The 21,346-nt window shown below is 63.8% G+C and carries 21 protein-coding genes and 1 other RNA gene; 17 read left to right on the forward strand and 5 right to left on the reverse strand.

Annotation, left to right across the window (positions count from 1 at the left end):
• Positions 1–191: 191 nt before the first annotated feature.
• Positions 192–830 (reverse strand): c-type cytochrome, encoded by a 639-nt coding sequence (locus O7A05_RS09350; RefSeq protein WP_337092711.1) that lies wholly within the window; start codon positions 828–830, stop codon positions 192–194.
• A gap of 192 nt (positions 831–1,022) precedes the next feature.
• Here O7A05_RS09350 and O7A05_RS09355 point away from each other — a divergent pair, with 192 nt between their 5' ends.
• The gene (locus O7A05_RS09355) at positions 1,023–1,751 is read left to right on the forward strand and encodes a 3-deoxy-manno-octulosonate cytidylyltransferase (protein ID WP_337092712.1); all 729 of its coding nucleotides are present in this window, start codon (positions 1,023–1,025) and stop codon (positions 1,749–1,751) included.
• Between the two features lie 9 nt (positions 1,752–1,760).
• Complete coding sequence (locus tag O7A05_RS09360) at positions 1,761–2,624, forward strand: prephenate dehydratase (protein WP_337092714.1); 864 nt, start codon at positions 1,761–1,763, stop codon at positions 2,622–2,624.
• A gap of 251 nt (positions 2,625–2,875) precedes the next feature.
• Here the strand turns inward: O7A05_RS09360 and O7A05_RS09365 are convergent, their stop codons facing one another.
• From O7A05_RS09365 to O7A05_RS09375, 3 genes are read right to left on the reverse strand one after another with little or no spacing between them, the layout of a single operon-like run.
• A complete protein-coding gene (locus O7A05_RS09365; protein ID WP_337092716.1) occupies positions 2,876–3,178 on the reverse strand; it encodes a Dabb family protein in 303 nt (100 codons plus the stop codon).
• Positions 3,179–3,188: 10 nt separating this feature from the next.
• The gene (gene nudC, locus O7A05_RS09370; RefSeq protein ID WP_337092718.1) at positions 3,189–4,130 is read right to left on the reverse strand and encodes an NAD(+) diphosphatase; all 942 of its coding nucleotides are present in this window, start codon (positions 4,128–4,130) and stop codon (positions 3,189–3,191) included.
• 54 nt (positions 4,131–4,184) lie between these two features.
• Positions 4,185–4,604, reverse strand: a complete 420-nt coding sequence (locus O7A05_RS09375; RefSeq protein ID WP_337092719.1) for an HIT family protein — start codon at positions 4,602–4,604, stop codon at positions 4,185–4,187.
• 182 nt (positions 4,605–4,786) lie between these two features.
• Between O7A05_RS09375 and ffs the strand changes: the two genes are divergently transcribed.
• From ffs to O7A05_RS09435, 12 genes are all read left to right on the forward strand, one after another.
• Positions 4,787–4,883, forward strand: an RNA gene (gene ffs / locus O7A05_RS09380) — signal recognition particle sRNA small type.
• A gap of 105 nt (positions 4,884–4,988) precedes the next feature.
• Positions 4,989–6,800 (forward strand): DNA polymerase III subunit gamma/tau, encoded by a 1,812-nt coding sequence (locus O7A05_RS09385; RefSeq protein ID WP_337092720.1) that lies wholly within the window; start codon positions 4,989–4,991, stop codon positions 6,798–6,800.
• Between the two features lie 22 nt (positions 6,801–6,822).
• On the forward strand, positions 6,823–7,146 hold the full coding sequence (locus O7A05_RS09390) for a YbaB/EbfC family nucleoid-associated protein (RefSeq protein WP_040993963.1): 324 nt from the start codon (positions 6,823–6,825) through the stop codon (positions 7,144–7,146).
• A gap of 216 nt (positions 7,147–7,362) precedes the next feature.
• Entirely contained in the window at positions 7,363–8,346 is a 984-nt protein-coding gene (locus O7A05_RS09395; protein ID WP_337092721.1) for a cell wall hydrolase, read from the forward strand.
• A gap of 100 nt (positions 8,347–8,446) precedes the next feature.
• Complete coding sequence (recR, locus tag O7A05_RS09400; protein ID WP_224514127.1) at positions 8,447–9,052, forward strand: recombination mediator RecR; 606 nt, start codon at positions 8,447–8,449, stop codon at positions 9,050–9,052.
• 59 nt (positions 9,053–9,111) lie between these two features.
• The gene (locus tag O7A05_RS09405; RefSeq protein WP_337092723.1) at positions 9,112–10,359 is read left to right on the forward strand and encodes a lytic murein transglycosylase; all 1,248 of its coding nucleotides are present in this window, start codon (positions 9,112–9,114) and stop codon (positions 10,357–10,359) included.
• A gap of 264 nt (positions 10,360–10,623) precedes the next feature.
• Positions 10,624–12,261 (forward strand): ABC transporter substrate-binding protein, encoded by a 1,638-nt coding sequence (locus tag O7A05_RS09410; RefSeq protein ID WP_415926982.1) that lies wholly within the window; start codon positions 10,624–10,626, stop codon positions 12,259–12,261.
• Positions 12,262–12,276: 15 nt separating this feature from the next.
• Positions 12,277–13,344, forward strand: coding sequence for an ABC transporter permease (locus tag O7A05_RS09415; protein WP_337092724.1), 1,068 nt, complete (start codon positions 12,277–12,279; stop codon positions 13,342–13,344).
• A 196-nt stretch (positions 13,345–13,540) separates the two neighbouring features.
• Entirely contained in the window at positions 13,541–14,461 is a 921-nt protein-coding gene (nikC, locus tag O7A05_RS09420) for a nickel transporter permease (RefSeq protein ID WP_337092725.1), read from the forward strand.
• Positions 14,458–15,318, forward strand: a complete 861-nt coding sequence (locus tag O7A05_RS09425) for an ABC transporter ATP-binding protein (RefSeq protein ID WP_337092726.1) — start codon at positions 14,458–14,460, stop codon at positions 15,316–15,318. The genes nikC and O7A05_RS09425 overlap by 4 nt, the downstream gene beginning before the upstream one ends.
• The gene (locus O7A05_RS09430; protein ID WP_337092727.1) at positions 15,315–16,061 is read left to right on the forward strand and encodes an ABC transporter ATP-binding protein; all 747 of its coding nucleotides are present in this window, start codon (positions 15,315–15,317) and stop codon (positions 16,059–16,061) included. Before O7A05_RS09425 ends, O7A05_RS09430 begins: the two co-directional genes overlap by 4 nt.
• Positions 16,062–16,227: 166 nt before the next feature.
• Entirely contained in the window at positions 16,228–17,505 is a 1,278-nt protein-coding gene (locus O7A05_RS09435) for a 4-aminobutyrate--2-oxoglutarate transaminase (RefSeq protein ID WP_337092728.1), read from the forward strand.
• A 10-nt stretch (positions 17,506–17,515) separates the two neighbouring features.
• On the opposite strand, the gene O7A05_RS09440 is transcribed toward O7A05_RS09435, so the two are convergent.
• Positions 17,516–18,769, reverse strand: coding sequence for an NAD(P)/FAD-dependent oxidoreductase (locus O7A05_RS09440; protein WP_337092729.1), 1,254 nt, complete (start codon positions 18,767–18,769; stop codon positions 17,516–17,518).
• Positions 18,770–19,183: 414 nt separating this feature from the next.
• Here O7A05_RS09440 and O7A05_RS09445 point away from each other — a divergent pair, with 414 nt between their 5' ends.
• The 3 genes from O7A05_RS09445 to bfr all read left to right on the forward strand — a co-directional run bounded on the left by O7A05_RS09445 (position 19,184) and on the right by bfr (position 21,336).
• Positions 19,184–20,473 carry an imelysin family protein gene (locus tag O7A05_RS09445; protein ID WP_337092730.1) on the forward strand — a complete coding sequence of 430 codons (1,290 nt, stop codon included), beginning with the start codon at positions 19,184–19,186 and terminating at the stop codon, positions 20,471–20,473.
• 100 nt (positions 20,474–20,573) lie between these two features.
• Entirely contained in the window at positions 20,574–20,885 is a 312-nt protein-coding gene (locus O7A05_RS09450; RefSeq protein WP_337092731.1) for a (2Fe-2S)-binding protein, read from the forward strand.
• Positions 20,851–21,336: a bacterioferritin gene (bfr, locus tag O7A05_RS09455; RefSeq protein WP_224581843.1), complete on the forward strand. Its 486-nt coding sequence runs from the start codon at positions 20,851–20,853 to the stop codon at positions 21,334–21,336. The genes O7A05_RS09450 and bfr overlap by 35 nt, the downstream gene beginning before the upstream one ends.
• Positions 21,337–21,346: the final 10 nt, after the last annotated feature.

Genomic DNA, 21,346 nt, shown 5'->3' on the forward strand with positions numbered 1-21,346 from the left:
TCTGTTTCGACGCAATTCCGGACGGAAAACCCGGTTCCACTTTCCTGGAATTGCTCTGCCCACCCGCAATCTAGATCATTTGACGCCGGTGAAAACCGCAAGTGCCGCCTTTGTTGCCGCCCATGCAGCTTCTCTAACAGAAAAGCCGGGACGAACCCGGCTTTTCCAAGGAAGTCTCTGCGACAAATTGTTTATTGGGCGGGCGCGGCGGGCTTGGCCGGAGCGGTTCCCTCGGCCGGCTTGGTCGCGTCGGCGGGCTTGGAAGCGTCGGCGGCGGCACCCGGCTGCGGCAGCGGCTTCGGATTGTCCGACAGCGTGCGCAGATAGGCGATCACATTGGCGCGGTCTTCTTCCTTCGGCAGGCCTGCAAAGCCCATCGCCGTGCCCTTCACGAACTTCTTCGGCGCGGTGATGAAGTGATTGAGGTTCTCGTAGGTCCAATGCTCCTGGCCACCCTTGGAGAAATCCTTCATGCCGGCCGAGTAGGCGAAGCCCTCATGCTCGGCGACGGGGCGGTCGACGATGTCCCAAAGATCCGGACCGACCTTGTTCGGGCCGCCCTTTTCGCCCGAATGGCAGGCCTGGCACTTCTTGAAGATGGCGGCGCCCGCCTCGGCATTGGCAGTGGCAAGCAGGTCGGCGATCGGCTTTTCAGCCGCGGCAGGGGCGGCCGGACCGCCTTCGGTCGGTTCCTGCGCTTCGATGGCGAAGCCGGGCTTTTCGGGCGCCGGCGAGGCGAACAGCCCGTCCGAGACGATGCCTATTGAAAAGACGATGAAGCAGGTTCCCAGAAATCCGCCGAGCAGCTTGTTGACTTCGTTGGAATCCATACGCCCCTTGCTCCCTTTTCCGGCGGACCGTCCCGTCCACTCCGTCCGTCGGTATCGCGAACTGCCCTGAAAGGCCAGTCAAACCGGGCGGAAACTAGGTCTTTTGCTCTGGCGTTGCAACACCTATAAGGGCGCTTCCAGTGAGACCTTTTGCCACTTTCCATCCGCTTTTTTCGGCCGCCCAAAAATCCGATGTCGACCTTGATCCTGATCCCCGCCCGCATGGCCTCGACGCGTCTGCCGGGCAAGCCGCTGGCCGACATTGCGGGCGCGCCGATGATCGTCCATGTCGCCCGTCGCGCCGCCGAGGCCGGGCTTGGCCGCGTGGTGGTGGCGACCGACACCGAAGCCGTCGCGCAAGCCGTGCGGGCGCATGGCTTCGAGGCGGTCATGACCCGCGCGGATCACGAATCGGGCTCCGACCGCATCTTCGAGGCGCTGACGGCCCTCGACCCCGAAAAGCAGGTGGAAACGATCGTCAACGTCCAGGGCGACCTGCCGACCATCGACCCCGAGATCATCGGCGCGTCTCTGCGGCCGTTTGAGGACAAATCGGTCGATATCGCCACGCTCGGCGTCGAGATCGTGCGCGACGAGGAGAAGACCAATCCCAATGTCGTCAAGATCGTCGGCTCGCCGCTGTCGGCGACACGGTTGAGAGCGCTCTATTTCACCCGCGCCACCGCGCCCTGGGGCGAGGGACCGCTCTATCACCACATCGGCCTCTATGCCTATCGTCGCGCGGCGCTGGAACGCTTCGTGGCGCTCAAGCCGTCGCCGCTCGAGCGCCGCGAGCGGCTGGAGCAGCTGCGCGCGCTGGAAGCCGGCATGCGCATCGACGCCGAGATCGTCAAATCGCTGCCGCTCGGCGTCGACACGCCGCACGATCTCGAACGCGCCAGGCAAATCCTTTCAAAATGAGACATGAGCATGCCTGAAAAGACCAACAGAATTTCCTTCCAGGGCGAGCCCGGCGCCAATTCCGACACGGCATGCCGCAACATGTTCCCCACAATGGAGCCGTTGCCGTGCCCGACCTTCGAGGATGCCTTCAACGCGGTCGAGACCGGCAAGGCCGAGCTCGCCATGATCCCGATCGAGAATACGATCGCCGGACGCGTCGCCGACATTCACCACCTCTTGCCGGAATCGAAGCTGCACATCGTGGGCGAATATTTCCTGCCGATCCACTTCCAGCTCATGGTGCTGCCGGGTGTGAAGCGCGAAGAGATCAGGACCGTCCACAGCCATATCCACGCGCTCGGCCAGTGCCGCAAATATATCCGCAAGAACGGCTGGAAGCCGGTGGTCGCCGGCGACACGGCGGGTTCGGCCAAGATGGTGTCGGAGGTCAGGGACCGCACCATGGCCGCGCTGGCGCCGGCTTTGGCCGCCGAGCTCTATGGGCTCGACATCGTCGAGAAGAATGTCGAGGACACCGATTCCAACGTCACCCGCTTCGTCGTGCTGACCAAGAACAAGCAATGGGTGGAGCGCCCCGCGGCGGACGCAAAGATGATGACCACCTTCATCTTCCGTGTCCGCAACGTGCCGGCCGCGCTCTACAAGGCCATGGGCGGCTTCGCCACCAACGGCATCAACATGACCAAGTTGGAGAGCTACCAGCTTGGTGCCTTCACCGCGACGCTGTTCTATGCCGACATCGAGGGCCACCCGGACGACCCGTTGGTCAAGCTGGCGCTGGACGAGCTGCGCTTCTTCTCGCGCGAAATGCGCATCCTCGGCGTCTATCCGGCCAGCGCCTCGCGCGAGCAGTGGAAGGTGGCGGATTAGGGCTAGCTTCGGGTTGGCCGAGACGCCGCCGCTTCGTTATCCACGGGCGGAGCAAGGAGCGAAGCGACGCGCGCAGACCCGAGGATCCATGCCGCTACGCTGGAGCGCCGCCCAATGTTGCAGAATTCTGCTCCGTTGCGTTCCCCATTAAGGTCACGGCATGGATTCCAGGGTCTCCGCTACGCTCCGCCCTGGAATGACGAACCGATGGAGGTTCCGCGCTAACCTGCGACGTTTGTGCTCAACCCCTCTCAGCCAAATCCCAACGGCACGTAGTCGATCTCCAAAAACTTCTCGACCTCGGGCACCCAGCGGTCGCGCACGAAGGCGACATGGTCGGGATGCTCGTTGTAGCGCGTGTAGGCCGCCTGATCGGCGAACTCCATCGAGAAGCCGAACTGGTAGTCGTTCTTCGGGCTCACCTGCCGCAGCTGCTCGAAATGCGCGACGCCCTTGATCCCGGTCAGGATCTTCTTCGCGTCGTGGAGGAAGCGTTTTGTCTCCAGCGACTGCAGCGGATGCTTCAAGGTGAACACGACGGTGTGGCGGATCATTCTTCTGCTCCTATTCGCTGTCGACCCAGGCGCGGATGAGGTGATGGGCGATTGCCCCTTTCGGCGGTGTAATCAGCCCGTCGGCATGCTGCCTGTCCAGCATCGTGCGCACCTCGTCGCGAAAGAACCAGCGGCAATCCTCGAGCTCGTTGAGGTCCGCCTGGATATCCTCGTTGAGCGGCTCGCCGAAGCAGCCGATCATCAGCGAATAAGGGAACGGCCAGGGCTGGCTGGCATGGTAGACGACGCGGCCGAGCCGGATGCCGGCCTCTTCCAGCGTCTCGCGCCGCACTGCCGCCTCGATCGTCTCGCCCGGCTCGATAAAGCCGGCAAGCGCCGAATACATGCCAGGCGCGAAATGCCTGCCGCGCCCCAGCAGGCATTTTTCGCGCGTCACCGTCAGCATGATCGCCACCGGGTCGGTGCGCGGAAAGTGGTCGGTGCCGCAGGAGGGGCAATGGCGCCGGTAGCCGCCGGCGCGCATCTCCGAGCGGTTGCCGCATTTCGAGCAGAAGGCGTGGGTGGCGTGCCAGGCAAGAAGCGCCCCCCCTTGCGCCAGCGCGCCGGCGGCGGCCTCGTCGATCAGCCCCTGCATATAGACCGAGCGGTAGTCGATCGCCTTGATCGTTTCGGGCAGCTTTTCCGGCTCGACGCCGGCGGGCACCGCAAGCACAGGGCCTTCCTCCGAAAGGCCGAGCAGCACGCCCTGGCCGAGCGAAGCCTCGAAGGCCTGGCTTTCATCCGCCTTGAACCACGGGTCGAACGTGCCGTCCTCCAATTTGAGGTAAAGTCGGCCGGCATGCATTAGCATCAGCCGCGCGGTCCGGTCGGCCAGCGCCTTTTCGACCGCATCGTCGGCCCGGTTCTCGGATTGACGGTCGATCCGGTTGCCGGCGAAACCGACGAATTGACTCGGTTCGCGCAAGGGCGCGTCAAACAGGCGAAAGCTCATGGGGACTCGGGCGGGCTGAGGAACACAAGGGGCGCTGAATGGACACTGGTCAGCTTATAGCGCCGCCTTTATCGTTTCGGCAAACCGCCTGATGTCGGAGCGCTCGTAGGGCTCGCGTATGCCGTGGCCCCAGACCGGTCCCGGCCAGCCGGGATCGCCCTCTGAGCGGGCGACGACGTGAACATGCAGCTGGCGCACGATGTTGCCGAGCGCGCCGGTGTTGATCTTGGTGCAGCCGGTCACCCGCTTCAGCGCCTGCGCCACCATATTGGTCTCGAAGGTCAGCATCGCCTGGTCAAGCGGCGTCATTTCGTGGATTTCTTCCACGCCGGGCCGCTGCGGCACTAGCACCAGCCATGGCCAGCGGCGGTCGTTCATCAGCCTGAGCTCGCAAAGGCCAAGCCACATAAGCTGCTCGCTGTCCGCCTCCAGCCGGGCGTCCAGCGTGAATCCGGCCTCGAGGCCAGGCAGCATGGGCATTTCCTTCACTTTTGTTGTAAGCATTTTCCAAACCCGGAACGCTAGAGCGGCGGCAAGGTGGCTGCAAGCGATTCATTGACCGCTATTATCGATTTGAAGGACTTTCCGCCTCGATGCGGCTGCGGGTTCCGGCTCGGCCCTTGCATTTCGCTGCTGAATTGCCGATATGGAACCCGGGAGGTTGGTGGTGGACGATCCACTCGCCAACCGGGTCAGGTCCGGAAGGAAGCAGCCCTAACGAGCCCGGAACGGGTCATTGTTCCAGCCTCCCACCTCTTCGCCTCTCTCCCGCGACATTGACGGCGCCAAGCCGTGCGGGCGAGACTATGCGCAGGAATCGGCCGCCTTCCGTCGCGGTCTGGGAGCTTTTGACGGCGAATGAGTGAAGCCGGAAACTTGGGGACGGAAAGCCTGGAGACCGGCAAGGCCGGCGCCTATCGCGTCCTGGCGCGCAAATACCGCCCTTCGAATTTCTCCGAGCTGATCGGCCAGGAGCCGATGGTCCGCACGCTGACCAACGCCTTTGCCACCGGCCGCATTGCCCAGGCCTGGATGCTGACCGGCGTGCGTGGCGTCGGCAAGACGACGACCGCACGCATCCTCGCGCGGGCCCTGAACTACAAGACCGCGACCGTCGACCAACCCTCCGTCGACCTTTCGATCCCGGGCGAGCATTGCCAGGCGATCATGGAAGGCCGCCATGTCGACGTCATCGAGATGGACGCCGCCTCGCACACCGGCATCGACGATATCAGGGACATCATCGACCGCGTGCGCTACGCGCCGGTCTCGGCCCGTTACAAGGTCTACATCATCGACGAAGTGCACATGCTCTCCACCCAGGCTTTCAACGGCCTGCTGAAGACGCTGGAAGAGCCGCCGCCGCACGTCAAATTCATCTTCGCCACCACCGAGATCCGCAAGGTACCGATCACGGTCCTGTCGCGCTGCCAGCGTTTCGACCTGAGGCGCATCGATGCCGGCGCGCTGGTCGGGCATCTGGCCTCGATCGCCGCCAAGGAAGGCATTTCCGTCGATGACGAGGCCCTGGCGATGATCGCGCGGGCCGCCGAAGGCTCGGCCCGTGATTCGCTCTCCATCCTCGACCAGGCGATCGCCCATGGCAGCGGCACTGTCAGCGCCGACGCGGTGCGCGCCATGCTCGGCCTCGCCGACCGCGCCCGCATCATCGACCTGTTCGAGCATGTCATGAAGGGCGACGTGGCAGCGGCTTTGGCAGAGTTCCGCGCGCAATACGACACCGGCGCCGATCCGGCTGCGGTGCTCACCGACCTTGCCGAGTTCAATCACCTCGTTACCCGGCTGCGCTTCGTGCCGGCGGCAGCCGACGATGCTTCGCTTTCCGAGGACGAGCGCCGGCGCGGCGCCGAATTCGCCGGCACGCTTTCGGTGCGGGTGCTGTCGCGGACCTGGCAGATGCTGCTCAAGGGCATTCCCGAGGTGCAGTCCTCCAACCGCCCCGTCAGCGCCGGCGAAATGGTGCTGATCAGGCTGGCGCATGCCGCCGATCTGCCGACGCTGGACGAGGCGCTGAAATCGCTGGAAGGCGCGGGGCCGCTGCCGAATGGCGCGCCGCGCGCCAATGGCGCACCGGTCGGCAATGGCGGCGGCGCAAGCGCTGTCGCGCAGACCCGGATGCCCGGTTCAAATGGCGGTGCGCAGACCATGCGCCTGGTCGAAGCGCAGCCCGCGCCGGCTGCGTTTGTCCCAGCGCCGGAGCCGGTTGCCGAAACCCCTGTCGTTCCGGTCAAATCGCTGGCCGACGTCGTCGCGCTGGCCGACGCCAATCGCGACATGGCCTTCAAGGTGCTCCTGAAACGCTGCGTCCGGCCGGTGCGCATCGAGCCTGGCCGTCTCGACGTGGCGCTGACTGACGACGCGCCCAAGATGCTACTCAACGACCTGACCTCCAAGCTGCGCGCCTGGACCGGTCGCAACTGGCTGGTGTCGCTGTCGAAGGAAGAGGGCGGCCAGACACTGGCCGAGATGGAGACGACGAAGCGCGAGAACGCTTTCTCCGATGCCAAGAGCGACCCGACCGTCGCGGCCATTCTCGCCCGCTTCCCCGGCGCCAAGATTATCGACGTGCGCATTCCGGACGTGCCGGACGTGGAAGAGGCCGAGGCGGAAGTGCCGGTCGAGCCTGCGGCCGACGACGACGAAATTTGAAACAATCTTAGAGGACCACCCGATGAAAGATCTTCTCGGCCTGATGGGCAAGGCGAAGGAAATGCAGGCCAAGTTCCAGGCCATGCAGGACGAGATCGCCACACTCGAAGCCACCGGCCAGGCCGGCGGCGGTCTGGTCAGCATCACGCTGACCGGCAAGTTCGAAATGAAGGCGCTGAAGATCGATCCGTCTTTGATCAAGGCGGACGAAGCCGAGATCCTCGAGGACCTCATCCTTGCCGCCCACAATGACGCCAAAAATAAGGTCGAGCAGGTGATGCAGGAGAAGACCAAGGCGCTCACGGCAGGCTTGCCGATTCCGCCCGGAATGAAATTGCCGTTCTGAGGCGGTGTCCACCAGTTAATTGATTATGAACGGAAATTGAGTCGGGGCTGCAATATTAACCATTTGCCGGCAATGCTCACGGGCTCATTTCGCGGCATTCATAAAGTTTTACCCAAGTCTAGAAGTTGCTAACCTTCTAGCCATCTTTTTGCCTGAAAGAGTCTCATTCTTGCCACATCTCGGGGCGGGCTGGCATCTGGACATGGGGCTTTTTTGGTGATCGCGACGCGATGGAAGACGCCGCTGCTGCTTATCGGCATCGTCACTTCCCCTTTGCTCCTGGCCGGTTGCAGCCAAACCACTTCCTCCCATGGCATGTCGGTGTCGGGTCTGACCGGCGCCCTTACGCCGAGCTTCCTCAGCTCGCGCTCCTACACGATGAAGGACAAGGAATGCCTGCAAAGGGCGATGTTCTTCGAGTCCAACCGGTCGAGCCGTGACGGCATGATCGCCGTCGGCACGGTCGTGATGAACCGGCTGCGTTCGGGCCAGCATGGCAACACCATCTGCGAGGTCGTCGGCGAGCAGGGCCAGTTCGCGCCCGGCGTGCTGACGCGGCCGATGAACTCGAGGGCGCTGCCCGACGTCGAGGAAGCCGCGAACGCGGTGCTGAAAGGCGAGCGCAAGGCCAAGCTCAAGAACACGATGTATTTCCACACCGCCGGCCTGCGCTTCCCCTACAAGAACATGCATTACACCATGGTGGCCGGCGGCAACGCCTTCTACGAGAAGCGCGGCCGCAACTGGCAGCCGCTGCCGGACGAGCCGATGGTCGCCATGGCCTCCGACAAACAGCAGAAGATCGACCCTGCCGCGCCCGTGCTGGTGGCTTCCGCCGAGCCGGTGGTCAAGACGATCGTACGCCCGGATCCGGCCAAGCAGGCCGCGATGAACGCGGCCGAACCGACGCTTCCGGCCAAGGCGGCAATCGTTCCGGCCGAAGCGACCTACGTGACAGCCGCTGCTGCCCCCTCGCAGAAATCCGGCCGCCTCGCGCAGAAGCCGACGGTCGTGGCGATGCAGGAGCCGATGGCCGAGCCGGACGCCTCGCGTTTCGGCGGCACGCTCAAGGGCCGCTACATCTCTTCGGTGCCCAGCGCGCCGCAGGAAGCGTCGATGGGCTTCCAGTCGACGCCTGAGAATACCGACGCCATCGGCGCGATGATCGCCAGCCAGGATCGGCCGCTCGAAACCAACTGAAGCCCATTTCATCCGTGGCTGGGCCCGCCATGGCAGCATGGCGGGCCCTGTGCCCTTGCTGGCTGTTCCAAACCGCTCTGAAAAATCCTAGATCAGAGCGATGTCGAAGAGAATCGCCGGTCCGGAAATCGAACGCCTGATCCAGCTCCTGGCCAAGGTGCCGGGGCTAGGGCCGCGCTCGGCGCGGCGTGCCGCGCTTCATCTCATCAAGAAGAAGGAACAGCTGCTCGAGCCTTTGGCCGCCGCGATGGGCGAGGCGGTCGACAAGGTGCGCATCTGCTCGACCTGCGGCAATGTCGACACCTCCGATCCTTGCATGATCTGCACCGACCCGCGCCGCGACGCCGGCACGCTGATCGTCGTCGAGGACGTCTCGGACCTTTGGGCGCTCGAGCGCGCGGCGGCGATGAACGTGCGCTACCATGTGCTCGGCGGCACGCTCTCGCCGCTCGACGGCATCGGTCCCGACCAGCTCAACATCCGCTCGTTGGTCGACCGGATCGCCGGCGGCGAGGTGAAGGAAGTCATCCTTGCCGTCAACGCCACGGTCGAGGGGCAGACGACGGCGCATTATCTGACCGATCAGTTGTCGGGTTTCGAGGTGAAGGTGACCAGGCTGGCGCATGGCGTGCCGGTCGGCGGCGAGCTCGATTACCTGGATGAAGGCACGCTGGCTGCGGCGTTGCGGTCGAGGACGGCGTTTTGAGGGGACTGGGGAGGGGGCGCGCTGTGACTGGAATGCATCCTTCGAAGTCGGGGGATGTGATGGAACGCTACCTTTGCGTATTCGCCGCTGTTTGCCTTTTGGCGGCGTTGGTTTGCTCCTTCACCCTCCCCTCCTACGCCGCCCCCATCGACGACCGGTTCCAGGCCTGGCTTCAAACCGACCTCTGGCCCGAAGCCAAGTCCAAAGGCATCTCGAAAAAGACCTTCGACGAGGCCTTCCTCGGCGTGAAGCCGAACCTGAAACTGCCCGATCTCGTCCTGCCCGGCGAGAAACCGACGACGCCGCAGAGGCAGCACCAGGCCGAGTTCGGCCCGCCTGCCGACTATTTCGCCGAGAAGATCATCCGCGCCGTCACCTTGGGCGGACGCACACGCGAGGGCGCCAACGCCCGGGTGCTTGGGCTGATCGAGAAGCGCTACGGCGTGCCGGGCGAGATTGTACTGGCGATCTGGGGTCGCGAGACCGGCTTTGGCGCGGCCAAGATGCCTTACGACGCCTTCGAGGTGCTGGGCACCAAGGCGTTCATGTCGACGAAGAAGGATTTCTTCCGCACCGAGGTGCTGGCGGCGCTCGAAATCGTCGAGCGCGGGCTGGCGCCGGTCAATGCGATGAAATCGTCCTGGGCCGGCGCGCTCGGCCAGCCGCAATTCATGCCGACCTCCTTCTTGAAGCACGCCGTCGACTTCGATGGCGATGGCCGGCCCGACATCTGGAATTCGACGCCCGACGTGCTCGCTTCGATCGCCAACTACCTCGTCCATTATGGCTGGGCGCGGGGTCGCGGCTGGGGGACCGAGGTGACGGTTCCAGCAAATGTCTCCTGCTCGCTCGAAGGACCCGACCAGGGCAAGAAGATCTCGGATTGGGTGGCGATGGGCATCAGGCGTGTCGACGGCAAGGCGTTTGCGGCGAGCGAATTGAAGGCCGAGGGTTTCCTGCTGATGCCGGCCGGGCGCAGCGGCCCGGCCTTCGTCGTCACGCCGAACTTCTATGTGCTGAAGCAATACAACAACAGCGATCTTTACGGCCTGTTCATCGGCCATGCCGCCAACCGCATCGCCAAAGGCGACGCCATCTTCGTCGGCGCCTGGGGCGCGGTCGGCGATCTCCACAGTTCCGATATCGCCGCTCTGCAGCGCGCGCTGGAGGACAAGGGCTACGATGTCGGCAGCGCCGACGGCCTGCCCGGCTTCAAGACCCGGCGCTCGATCGGCATCTGGCAGGCAAAGAACGGCAAGCCCGCCACTTGCTTTCCCGATGCGGGCCTGGTCGCGCAGCTGAAATAGCTGCCTCCCAAGGGACCGACCCTGGTAAGATTTTTGCGGATTGGCGGCTTCAATTAGCCGGCGCATGGGTCGACTCATCGCGATCCGTTTGGTCCGATATAGTGTGTCGCAAAATGCGCGTTGTCGGTTCGAAAACCGCTGAATAGGGTGTTGACCAACTGGACAAAAAACACGACGGTAAGCGGTCAAAGCTGCAGCCGGCTTGCAAGAATAATACAGCCCTGAGCCGAGAACTCAGGTCAAACAGAACAGGGAACGATCACCATGATGCTGGAAAAGTTTGCTCTCCGCTCTCGCGCCTTGCTGGCGGGCGCCGCGCTGTCCGCGCTGCTCGTCGCGCCCGCTTTCGCGGTCACGCCCGCCGATACGCTGGTCGAGGGTTTTGCCATCGACGACATCATCTCGATGGACCCGGGGGAGGCGTTTGAGTTGTCGACGGCCGAAGTCACCGGCAACACCTATGATCTGCTGGTCCGGCTCGACCTCAGCGACACGTCCAAGGTCAAGGGCGACCTTGCCGAGAGTTGGACCGTTTCCGATGACGGCCTGACCTACAGTTTCAAGCTGAAGCCCGGCATGAAATTCGCATCTGGCAATCCGATCACCGCAGCCGATGTCGCCTATTCCTTCGAACGCGCCATCAAGCTCGACAAGAGCCCGGCTTTCATCATCAACCAGTTCGGCATCACCGGCGACAACGTCACCGAAAAGGCCAAGGCCGTCGACGAAACCACCTTCCAGTTCGTGGTCGACAAGGCCTATGCGCCGAGCTTCGTGCTGAACTGCCTGTCGGCCACCGTTGCTTCGGTCGTCGACAGCAAGCTGGTCAAGGAGCATGTCGCCGCCGTCACGCCGAGCGCGGACTACAAATGGGACAACGACTTCGGCAATGCCTGGCTGAAGACCAGCTATGCCGGTTCGGGCCCATACAAGCTGCGCGAATGGCGCGCCAACGAGGCCGTCGTCCTGGAGCGCAACGACAATTACAATGGCGAGAAGGCCAAGCTCGCCCGCGTCATCTACCGCAACATGAAGGAAAGCTCGGCGCAGCGCCTGGCGCTTGAAGCCGGCGATATCGACGTTGCCCGCAATCTCGAGCCGAACGATCTCGACGCCATTGCCAAGAACGCCGACCTCACCACCACCAGCGCGCCGAAGGGCACGGTCTACTACATCAGCCTCAATCAGAAGAACCCGACGCTCGCCAAGCCCGAGGTTCGGCAGGCGTTCAAATATCTGGTCGATTACGACGCGTTGAGCACCACCATCCTCAAGGGCATCGGCGAAATCCATCAGTCCTTCCTGCCCAAGGGCGACCTCGGTGCCATCGATGACAATCCCTTCAAGCTCGACGTCGCCAAGGCCAAGGAGCTTCTGGCCAAGGCCGGGGTACCTGATGGCTTCACGGTGACCATGGACGTGCGCACCGGTCAGCCGACCACCGGCATGGCGGAATCGATCCAGCAGACGCTCGGCCAGGCCGGCATCAAGCTGGAGATCATTCCGGGCGATGGTAAGCAGACACTGACCAAATACCGCGCCCGCAACCACGACATCTATATCGGCAACTGGGGCCAGGACTATTTTGATCCGAACTCCAACGCCCAGACCTTCGCCTCGAACCCGGACAATTCCGACAACGCCAAGATCAAGACGCTGGCTTGGCGCAATGCCTGGGACATTCCGGACCTGACCAAGGTAACCGAGGCGGCATTGCTGGAGAAGGATTCGGCCAAGCGTGCCGACATGTACAAGGACCTGCAGCACAAGATCCTGGACACCAGCCCCTTCGTCATCATCCACCAGCAGCTGGAAGTGGCGGGGCTGCGCAAGAACCTTCAGGGTTTCAAGCTCGGCCCGAGCTTCGATACCAACTTCGTCTGGCCGGTCTCGAAGCAGTAACCCTGGGCGCAACGCGTGAGCGTAGCTGAAAACCAGGCGGCGGCCGGGCGCGGCAGCGCTCGCGCCGTCGCCATCCTATCGTCGCTCGGCCGCTTTCTGGTCATTGCGGTCACGACCTATCTCGGTCTGCTCGCGGTGACCTTCTTCATCGGCCGCGTCATCCCGATCGATCCGGTGCTGGCCGTTCTCGGCGATCGCGCGCCCACCGCCGTCGTCGAGCGCACCCGCCGGGAGATGGGCCTCGATCTGCCCTGGATCGAGCAGTTCTACCTCTATGTCAAAGCAGCGCTGAGGGGCGACTTCGGGACGTCGGTGCTGACCACAAACCCCGTGATGTCTGATATCCGCCGCGTTTTCCCGGCGACCATCGAACTGGCGACGCTGGGCACGATCATCGGCGCAGTCATCGGCGTGCCGCTCGGCGTGTTGGCCGCCGTCAAGCGCGGCAGCCTGATCGATCAGGTCGCCCGCATCGTCGGCCTCATCGGCTATTCCGTGCCGATCTTCTGGCTGGGGCTACTCGGACTGGTGCTGTTCTACGCCAAGCTGCAGTGGATCGCCTTTCCGGCGCGGCTCGATGTCGTCTACGAATACACCTTCACGCCGATCACCGGCTTCTATCTGCTCGACGCCGCGATCCAGGGGCAGTGGGACGTTTTCTACGACGCCTGGCGCCACATCGTCCTGCCGGCTTCGCTGCTCGGCTATTTCGCGCTTGCCTATATCAGCCGCATGACGCGTTCCTTCATGCTGAACGAGCTGGCGCAGGAGTATATCGTCGCGGCGCGTGCGAAAGGCCTGTCGGAGACGCGCATCATCTGGGGCCACGCGCTGCGCAACGCCGCCGTGCCGATGGTGACTGTGATCGCGCTTTCCTACGCCAACCTGCTCGAAGGCTCGGTGCTGACCGAGACCGTCTTCTCCTGGCCCGGCATCGGCCTCTACATCACCAACTCGCTGCAGAACGCCGACATGAACGCCGTGCTCGGCGGCACCATTGCCATCGGCTCGGTCTTCATCGCCATCAATCTTTTCTCCGATCTGCTCTACCGGCTGCTCGATCCAAGGACGAAGACCGGATGATCGGAGCTATTGCCGTTTTGGGCTTGGCCGCGGCCAACCACCCCCGCTCCGGCCCTTCGGGCCACCTCTCCTCGTGCCTGGGGGAGAGGGCAAGCCGGTCGCACGCCTGGCGCCTTTCCTCACGCCCGTCGAACGGGGGAGAGGCGGTCTGCGAAGCAGACCGGAGTGGGGGTCGACAGCTTCACGAGTCACCCTCATGACCGTCTCCGTTCCCCTCTCGCGCCGCGAATGGCTGCTCAGCGATCGGCCGGCCTCGCGCCTGCAGGCAAGGCTCGGCCGCTCCTATGTCGCCTGGCGGCGCTTCTCCGCCAATCGCTTGGCGCTGGTCGGCATGCTGATCATCATCGCGCTGCTGGTGGTCGCTGCCTTTGCTGATGTGCTCGCACCTTATTCGCCGACCGTTGGTGATCTCAAGAACGCCCGACTGCTGGCGCCCAGCTCCGCGCACTGGTTCGGCACCGACGATCTCGGCCGCGACATCTATTCACGCATCGTCTATGGCTCGCGCTGGACGCTTTATGTGGTGATCCTCGTCGCCATCATCGCCGCGCCCATCGGCCTGCTGGTCGGCACGATCGCCGGTTATGCCGGCGGCTGGACCGACACGATCCTGATGCGCATCACCGATATCTTCCTCGCCTTTCCGAAGCTGGTGCTGGCGCTGGCTTTCGTCGCGGCGCTCGGACCCGGCATCGAGAACGCCGTGCTGGCGATCGCCATCACCTCCTGGCCACCTTACGCGCGCATCGCCCGCGCCGAAACGCTGACGGTGCGCAATTCCGACTACATCAAGGCGGTGCAACTGATGGGCGCCTCGCCCTTCCGCATCGTGCTGCGCCACATCATGCCGCTATGCATCTCATCGCTGATCATCCGCGTCACGCTCGACATGGCCGGCATCATCCTGACCGCCGCCGGCCTTGGCTTCCTCGGTCTCGGCGCGCAGCCGCCGCTGCCCGAATGGGGCGCGATGATCGCGTCCGGCCGCCGCTTCATCCTCGATCAATGGTGGGTGGCCGCAGCCCCAGGTGCCGCCATCCTCATCGTCAGCCTCGGCTTCAACCTGCTCGGCGACGGCCTGCGCGACGCGCTCGATCCCCGGAGCGGCGACCAATGACCAGCAAAACGAGGACCCAACCAACAGACACCCTCCTCGAAGTCGACGATCTGCGCGTCACCTTTCCGACCCGCACCGGCCTCGTTCAGGCCGTGCGCGGCGTCTCCTTCTCGCTCGGACGCGAGCGTCTCGGCATTGTCGGCGAGAGCGGCTCCGGCAAATCGCAGACTGGCCGCGCCATCATGGGCGTCACCCCGCCGCAGGCCGAGGTGTCGGCGAAGAAGCTCGCCTTCGACGGCATGGACTTGCTTTCCATGTCGCCGCGTGAACGCCGGGCGCTGCGGGGAAGCCGCATCGCCATGATCCTGCAGGATCCGAAATATTCGCTCGATCCGGTGATGACCATCGGCCGCCAGATCGTTGAGACGCTGCGCACGCACGAAAAGGTCTCCAAGGCCGAGGCGCGCGAGCGCGCTTTAGCCATGCTGGAGGCGGTGCAGATCCGCGACCCGGCCCGCGTCTTCGACCTTTACCCGCACGAAGTGTCGGGCGGCATGGGCCAGCGCGCTATGATCGCCATGATGCTGGTCACCGGACCGGAGCTGATGATCGCCGACGAACCGACCTCGGCGCTCGACGTCACCGTGCAGCTCGACGTGCTCAAGATCCTCGACAAGCTCGTCGCCGAGCGCGGCATGGGGCTGATCTTCATCTCGCACGATCTGCGCCTGGTTTCGTCCTTCTGCGACCGCGTCGTCGTCATGTATGCCGGCAAGGTCGTCGAGCAGATCAAGGCTTCGGAGCTGCGCGACGCGCAGCACCCTTACACGCGCGGCCTGCTCAACTGCATGCCGAGGATCGGCTTCGAGCGCCATCCGCTGCCGGTTCTCGACCGCAAGCCGGAGTGGGCGGCATGACGGCTTCTATCACCGTCGAAGGGCTGGAGGTGGTCTTCGACCGTTTTCGCGCGCTGAAGGGCGTCAGTCTCGAAGTCAGGGAAGGCGAATCCTACGGCCTCGTCGGCGAAAGCGGTTCGGGCAAGTCGACGCTGCTGAGAGCCATCACCGGCCTCGCGCCGGTTTCCTCGGGCACCATTGCCGTCAACGGCAAGACGCTCGGCAAAACCCGCGACAAGGCGTTCTATCGCGAGGTGCAGATGGTCTTTCAGGATCCCTACGGCTCGCTGCATCCGCGCCAGACGGTCGACCGCCTGCTGCAGGAGCCCCTCGCGATCCACGGCATTGCCGACGGCGAGAAGCGCATCGAGCGCGCGCTGGACGAGGTAGGGTTAGGCAAGGGCTTCCGATTCCGCTATGCGCACCAACTCTCCGGCGGCCAGCGCCAGCGCGTGGCGATCGCCCGTGCGCTGATCCTGGAACCTTCGATCCTGTTGCTCGACGAGCCGACCTCGGCGCTCGACGCCTCGGTGCAGGCGGAAGTGCTGAACCTGCTGGAAGAGGTGCGGCGCCGCCGCAAGCTCACCTTCCTGATGGTCAGCCACGACCTCGCCATCATCACCCATATGTGCGAGCGGCTGATGGTGATGCAGAACGGCGAGGCGGTGGAGACGCTGACCGCAAGCCAGCTGATCGGGCATCGGGTGAGCGAGGATTACACGCGCAACCTGCTGAGGGCGAGCGAGGGATTTGTGAGGGCGTAATATTCGCCCGAACGGTGCTCACCGACTGCGGAGGACTTTACCCACCGCCAGGCCCAATCGACTGGGCCAACGTGCCGACTTGAGGAAAACATGAAATAAGGTCAGAAGGGTTTCGATCAACGGAACGGGCGCGATCCCAAACAGGGATGGCTCGATGAGGAACGATATGAAGAATTCAGCCATTTCCGAACGCAAGAACCAGTCGATCTCGCGCGGCGTCGGCATGACGACGCAGATCTACGCCGATCGCGCCGAGAATTCGGAAATCTGGGATGTCGAAGGCCGCCGTTATATCGACTTCTCGTCCGGCATCGCCGTGGTCAACACCGGCCACCGCCATCCGAAGGTGATCGAGGCGGTCAAGCAGCAGCTCGACCGCTTCACCCACACCTGCCACCAGGTCGTGCCCTATGAAAGCTACGTGCATCTCGCCGAGCGCCTGAACGGCATGCTGCCCGGCAAGTTCGACAAGAAGACCGTGTTCGTCACCACCGGCGCCGAGGCGGTCGAGAACGCCATCAAGATTGCCCGCAACGCCACCGGCCGCCAGGCGGTCATCGCCTTTTCCGGCGGCTTCCACGGCCGCACCTTCATGGGCATGGCGCTGACCGGCAAGGTCGTGCCCTATAAGGTCGGCTTCGGCGCCATGCCTGCCGATGTCTTCCACGCCCCGTTCCCGGTGGCGCTGCACGGTGTCTCGGTCGCCGATTCTCTGGCCGCGCTCGACAAGCTGTTCAAGGCCGACGTCGATCCGGGCCGCGTTGCCGCCATCATCGTCGAGCCAGTTCAGGGCGAGGGCGGCTTCTATGAGGCGCCACGCGATTTCATGGCAGCACTGCGCAACATCTGCGACCAGCATGGCATCCTGCTCGTCGCCGACGAGGTGCAGACCGGCTTTGCCCGTACCGGCAAGATGTTCGCCATGGACCATCATGACGTGGCGCCCGATCTCACCACCATGGCCAAGAGCCTCGCCGGCGGCTTCCCGCTGTCGGCCGTCACCGGCCGCGCCGAGATCATGGACGCGCCTGGCCCCGGCGGGCTCGGCGGCACCTATGGCGGCAGCCCGATCGGAGTCGCCGCCGCACACGCCGTGCTCGACGTCATCGAGGAAGAAAAGCTCTGCGACCGCGCCAATGCGCTGGGCGCGCGGCTGAAGCAGCGGCTGGTTTCGATCCGCGAGGACGTGCCGGAGATCGTCGACATCCGCGGCCCGGGCTTCATGAACGCCGTCGAGTTCAACGACGTGAAGAAGGGGCTGCCGTCGGCGGAGTTCGCCAACGCGGTCAGGCTGAAGGCGCTGGACAAGGGCCTCATCCTGCTCACCTGCGGCGTCTACGGCAACGTCATCCGCTTCCTGTCGCCGATCACCATCCAGGACGGCGTCATGACGGAGGCGCTGGATATCGTGGAGACCTCGATCCGCGAGGCGCGGGCGGCCTGAAGGGCGCGTCCTAGCCCGTCGCCCTCGCCGGTTCGTCCTGACTGAAGGCCGCAAGCGCCGCCTTCAGCGCATCCGGCCCGCCTGCCACCGTTTGCGGCGTCGGCGAGAAGCCGGCGCCGAGCATCTTGCGGCCAAGCATGTGGTCGGCCGGGCGGTTGACGGATTCGATGCCAAGCAGCCGGTTGCCCGCATAGTGGTAGATCGAGAACTTGTTCTCGGTGAGATCGCCCAGCACGACATGGTGATCGCCGCCTTGGGTCAGGCCCACCATCTGCAGCTTCATGTCGCCGATATCCGACCAGAACCACGGCACGGCCGAGAAGGGCTCGGCATGGCCGAGGACGGTGCGTGCGGCAAGCCTGGCCTGGTCGGTGGCGTTCTGCACCGATTCCAGCCGCACGTCGCCACCGGTGAACCAATGCCGGTAGGAGGCCGCGTCGCCGATGGCGAGGATTTCGGGAATAGAGCTCTGCATATGCTGGTTGACGCGGATGCCGTTGCCGGTAGCCAGGCCGGCGGCTTCCGCCAGTTCGACATTGGGCACCACGCCGATGCCGATGATCACCATCTGCGCCGGCAGGCGCTCGCCGCCTGACGTGATCGCGGCCGAGACGCGGCCGCGTTCGCCCTCCAGGCGGGCAATGGTGGTGCCGGTCAGGATGCGCACACCGATGGCTTCCAGGCGCTGGCGCACATGCGCGGCTATGATCGGCGCCACGGCGCGGCCGAGCAGCCGGTCGACCGCCTCGACGACGGTGACGTTGCGGCCGGCGGCCCTTAGCGTCGCCGCGATCTCCAGTCCGATGAAGCCGCCGCCGAGAATGACCACATCCTCGCTTTGCGCGCTGAGCTCGCGGATCAGGCGCGCATCGGCCAGCGAGCGCAGCGAGACCACGCCGGCAAGGCCGGCGCCGTCGAGCTTGAGCAGGCGCGGCCGCGAGCCGGTCGCCAGGATCACCCGGTCGAAGGCGAGCGTTCCACCGCCTGCGACATTCAACCGGCTCGCGCGGGCATCGATGCTGTCGATGCGCACGCCCGGCCGGTAGTCGATGTTGATGCCAGTGTAGAAGGCTTCGCCGCGCAAGGGTTGCGGCTTGGCCTCGGCGTCCTTGATGAAGGTCTTGGAGAGCGGCGGCTTGTGATAGGGCAGTTCCTTCTCGTCGCCGATCAGGACGACCGGCCCTTCATAGCCCTCTTCGCGCAGGCTGGCGGCGGCCTGCACGCCGGCATGGCCCGCACCGACAATCACAACCCCGTTCGTCATCGCAATCCTTTTGGTCAGCAAATCTAGGCTCTTGCGCCAGGTGGCGATTGTCTGCCGCCGCCGCAAGAGCCGCGGATCGGGTCGCACCCAGAATGGCTGTCTGTCAACCGGGCCAGCGAAGCAGCCCTGGGCTTAAAAGTTGATATTTGTAGTTTAGAATAATTCTAAACTGTTGTTTCAATTGATTTTTTCTGTCTCGCTAGTTGACTCCCGGCCTCTCCATCGCTTTATGGAGAGCTGCGCGCAAAGCGCATTCCTTTGATGTCTGGGCCTTGAACCCTTTCGATTCGAGGCAAGTGGGTGTCTTTTTATCGCGAACCGCGCATCGACGCGGCCACCATTTTTCCCGGCATGCTCATGCCACGGCGGGGGTGGACGCCTTTTATTGAATTTCCAAAGAACTGGAGAAGGATGATGACGGCACGTAATGGCGGCAGGCTGGCTGCGATCTGCGCCACGGCTGCACTGACGGCGGCGGTGTTCGTGTTGCCGGCGAAAGCCGAAACGGACGCCAAGTCGGTGATCAAGACCTATGCCGACATCGCTTTGGCCAAATACGAGGATTCGCTGACCACTGCGCAGGCGCTGGACAAGGCGGTGGATGCGCTCGTCGCCAGTCCCTCGGCCGACACGTTGAACGCCGCGCGCGAGGCCTGGAAGGCGGCGCGCATTCCTTACCAACAGACCGAAGTCTACCGCTTCGGCAACAAGATCGTCGACGACTGGGAAGGCAAGGTGAATTCCTGGCCGCTGGATGAGGGCCTGATCGACTATGTCGCCAAGAGCTATGGCACGGAGTCGGACGAAAACGCGCTCTATACGGCCAACGTCATCGCCAACAAGGAAATCGAGATTAACGGCAAGAAGGTCGATGCCTCGAAGCTGACGCCCGAGTTCCTGTCCGGCACGCTGCAGGAGGCCGGCGGCGTCGAAGCCAATGTCGCGACCGGCTATCATGCCATCGAATTCCTGCTCTGGGGCCAGGACCTGCACGGCACCGGACCGGGCGCCGGCGAGCGACCCTATACGGATTACGACCTTAAGAACTGCACGGGCGGCAATTGCGACCGCCGCGCCGAATATCTGAAGTCGGCAAGCGACCTTCTGGTGTCAGACCTGCAGGAAATGGTCGACAACTGGAAGGAAGACGGCGCCGCGCGCAAGAACCTCACCGACGGCGATGCGAATGCCGCCATCTCCACCATCTTCACCGGCATGGGCTCGCTCTCCTATGGGGAACTGGCCGGCGAGCGCATGAAGCTCGGCCTATTGCTGCACGATCCGGAAGAGGAGCACGACTGTTTCTCCGACAACACCTACATCTCGCATCTTTATGACGCGGTCGGCATCCGTGACGCCTACCATGCCAGCTACAAGCGGCTCGACGGCTCCGTGGTTTCGGGCCCGTCGGTGTCCGACATGGTGAAGGCCGCCGATCCGGCGATCGACAAGGAGCTGTCGGGCAAGCTCGACACCACCGTCGCCAAGATGGAGGCCATCCAGGCGCGTGCTCTTGCCGGCGAGGCCTATGACCAGCAGATCGCCGAGGGCAACACGGAAGGCAACGCCACCGTGCAGGCGGCGATCGACGCCCTCATCGACCAGACCAAGTCGATCGAGCGCGCCGTCGGCTCGCTCAAGCTGAACCAGATCGCTTTCGAGGGTTCCGACAGCCTCGATGCGCCCGACAAGGTGTTCAAGTAAGATCGGGCATGATCCCAAAACCGGTTTTTGGACAAGATCATGCTCGATTGAGAAACCAGCCAAGCGGCGCCGGAACGGCGCCGTCAGCCAGAGCAAGTAGATGCTGATCTGCCATTGCAACATCATCACCGAAAAGGAGATCGAGCAGACGATCGTCGGCCTGCTGGACGAGGATCCCTGGCAGCTGATCGTGCCCGCGAAGGTCTACCACGCGATGGCCAAGCGCGGTCGCTGTTGCGGCTGTTTCCCAAATGTGGTGGAAACGATCATTCGGGTCACCGAGAATTACCACGCCCGCTCAGAGGTGGGGGGCCTGGACATCGTTTCACACCTGGATCGCGTGCGAGGCTTGCGCGGCCAATACGGGAGCAGAACCCATGAAAGGCGAACCGCAGGTCATCGAGCGGCTTAATGAAGCTCTGTTTCTCGAGCTTGGAGCCGTCAACCAGTACTGGGTGCATTATCGTCTGCTCGAGGATTGGGGCTACACCAAGCTGGCAAAGAAGGAGCGGGCGGAATCGATCGAGGAAATGCATCACGCCGACCGGCTGATCGCGCGCATCATCTTCCTCGAAGGCCACCCGAACCTGCAGTCCGTCGCGCCGTTGCGCATCGGCCAGAACGTCAAGGAAGTGCTCGAATCCGATCTCGCCGGCGAGTATGACGCGCGCACCGCCTACAAGCGCTCGCGCGAGATCTGCCAGGACGAAGGCGATTTCGTTTCGATGAAGCTGTTCGAGGATCTTTTGACCGACGAGGAAGGACATATCGACTTCCTGGAAACGCAGCTCGATCTGCTTGCCTCGATCGGCGAGGAAAAATACGGCCAGCTCAACGCCGACTCGGCCAACGAGGCGGAGTAAGGACATGCGG

The organism is Mesorhizobium argentiipisi (SeqCode), assembly GCF_037179585.1.
Classification (GTDB): Bacteria; Pseudomonadota; Alphaproteobacteria; order Rhizobiales; family Rhizobiaceae; genus Mesorhizobium; species Mesorhizobium argentiipisi.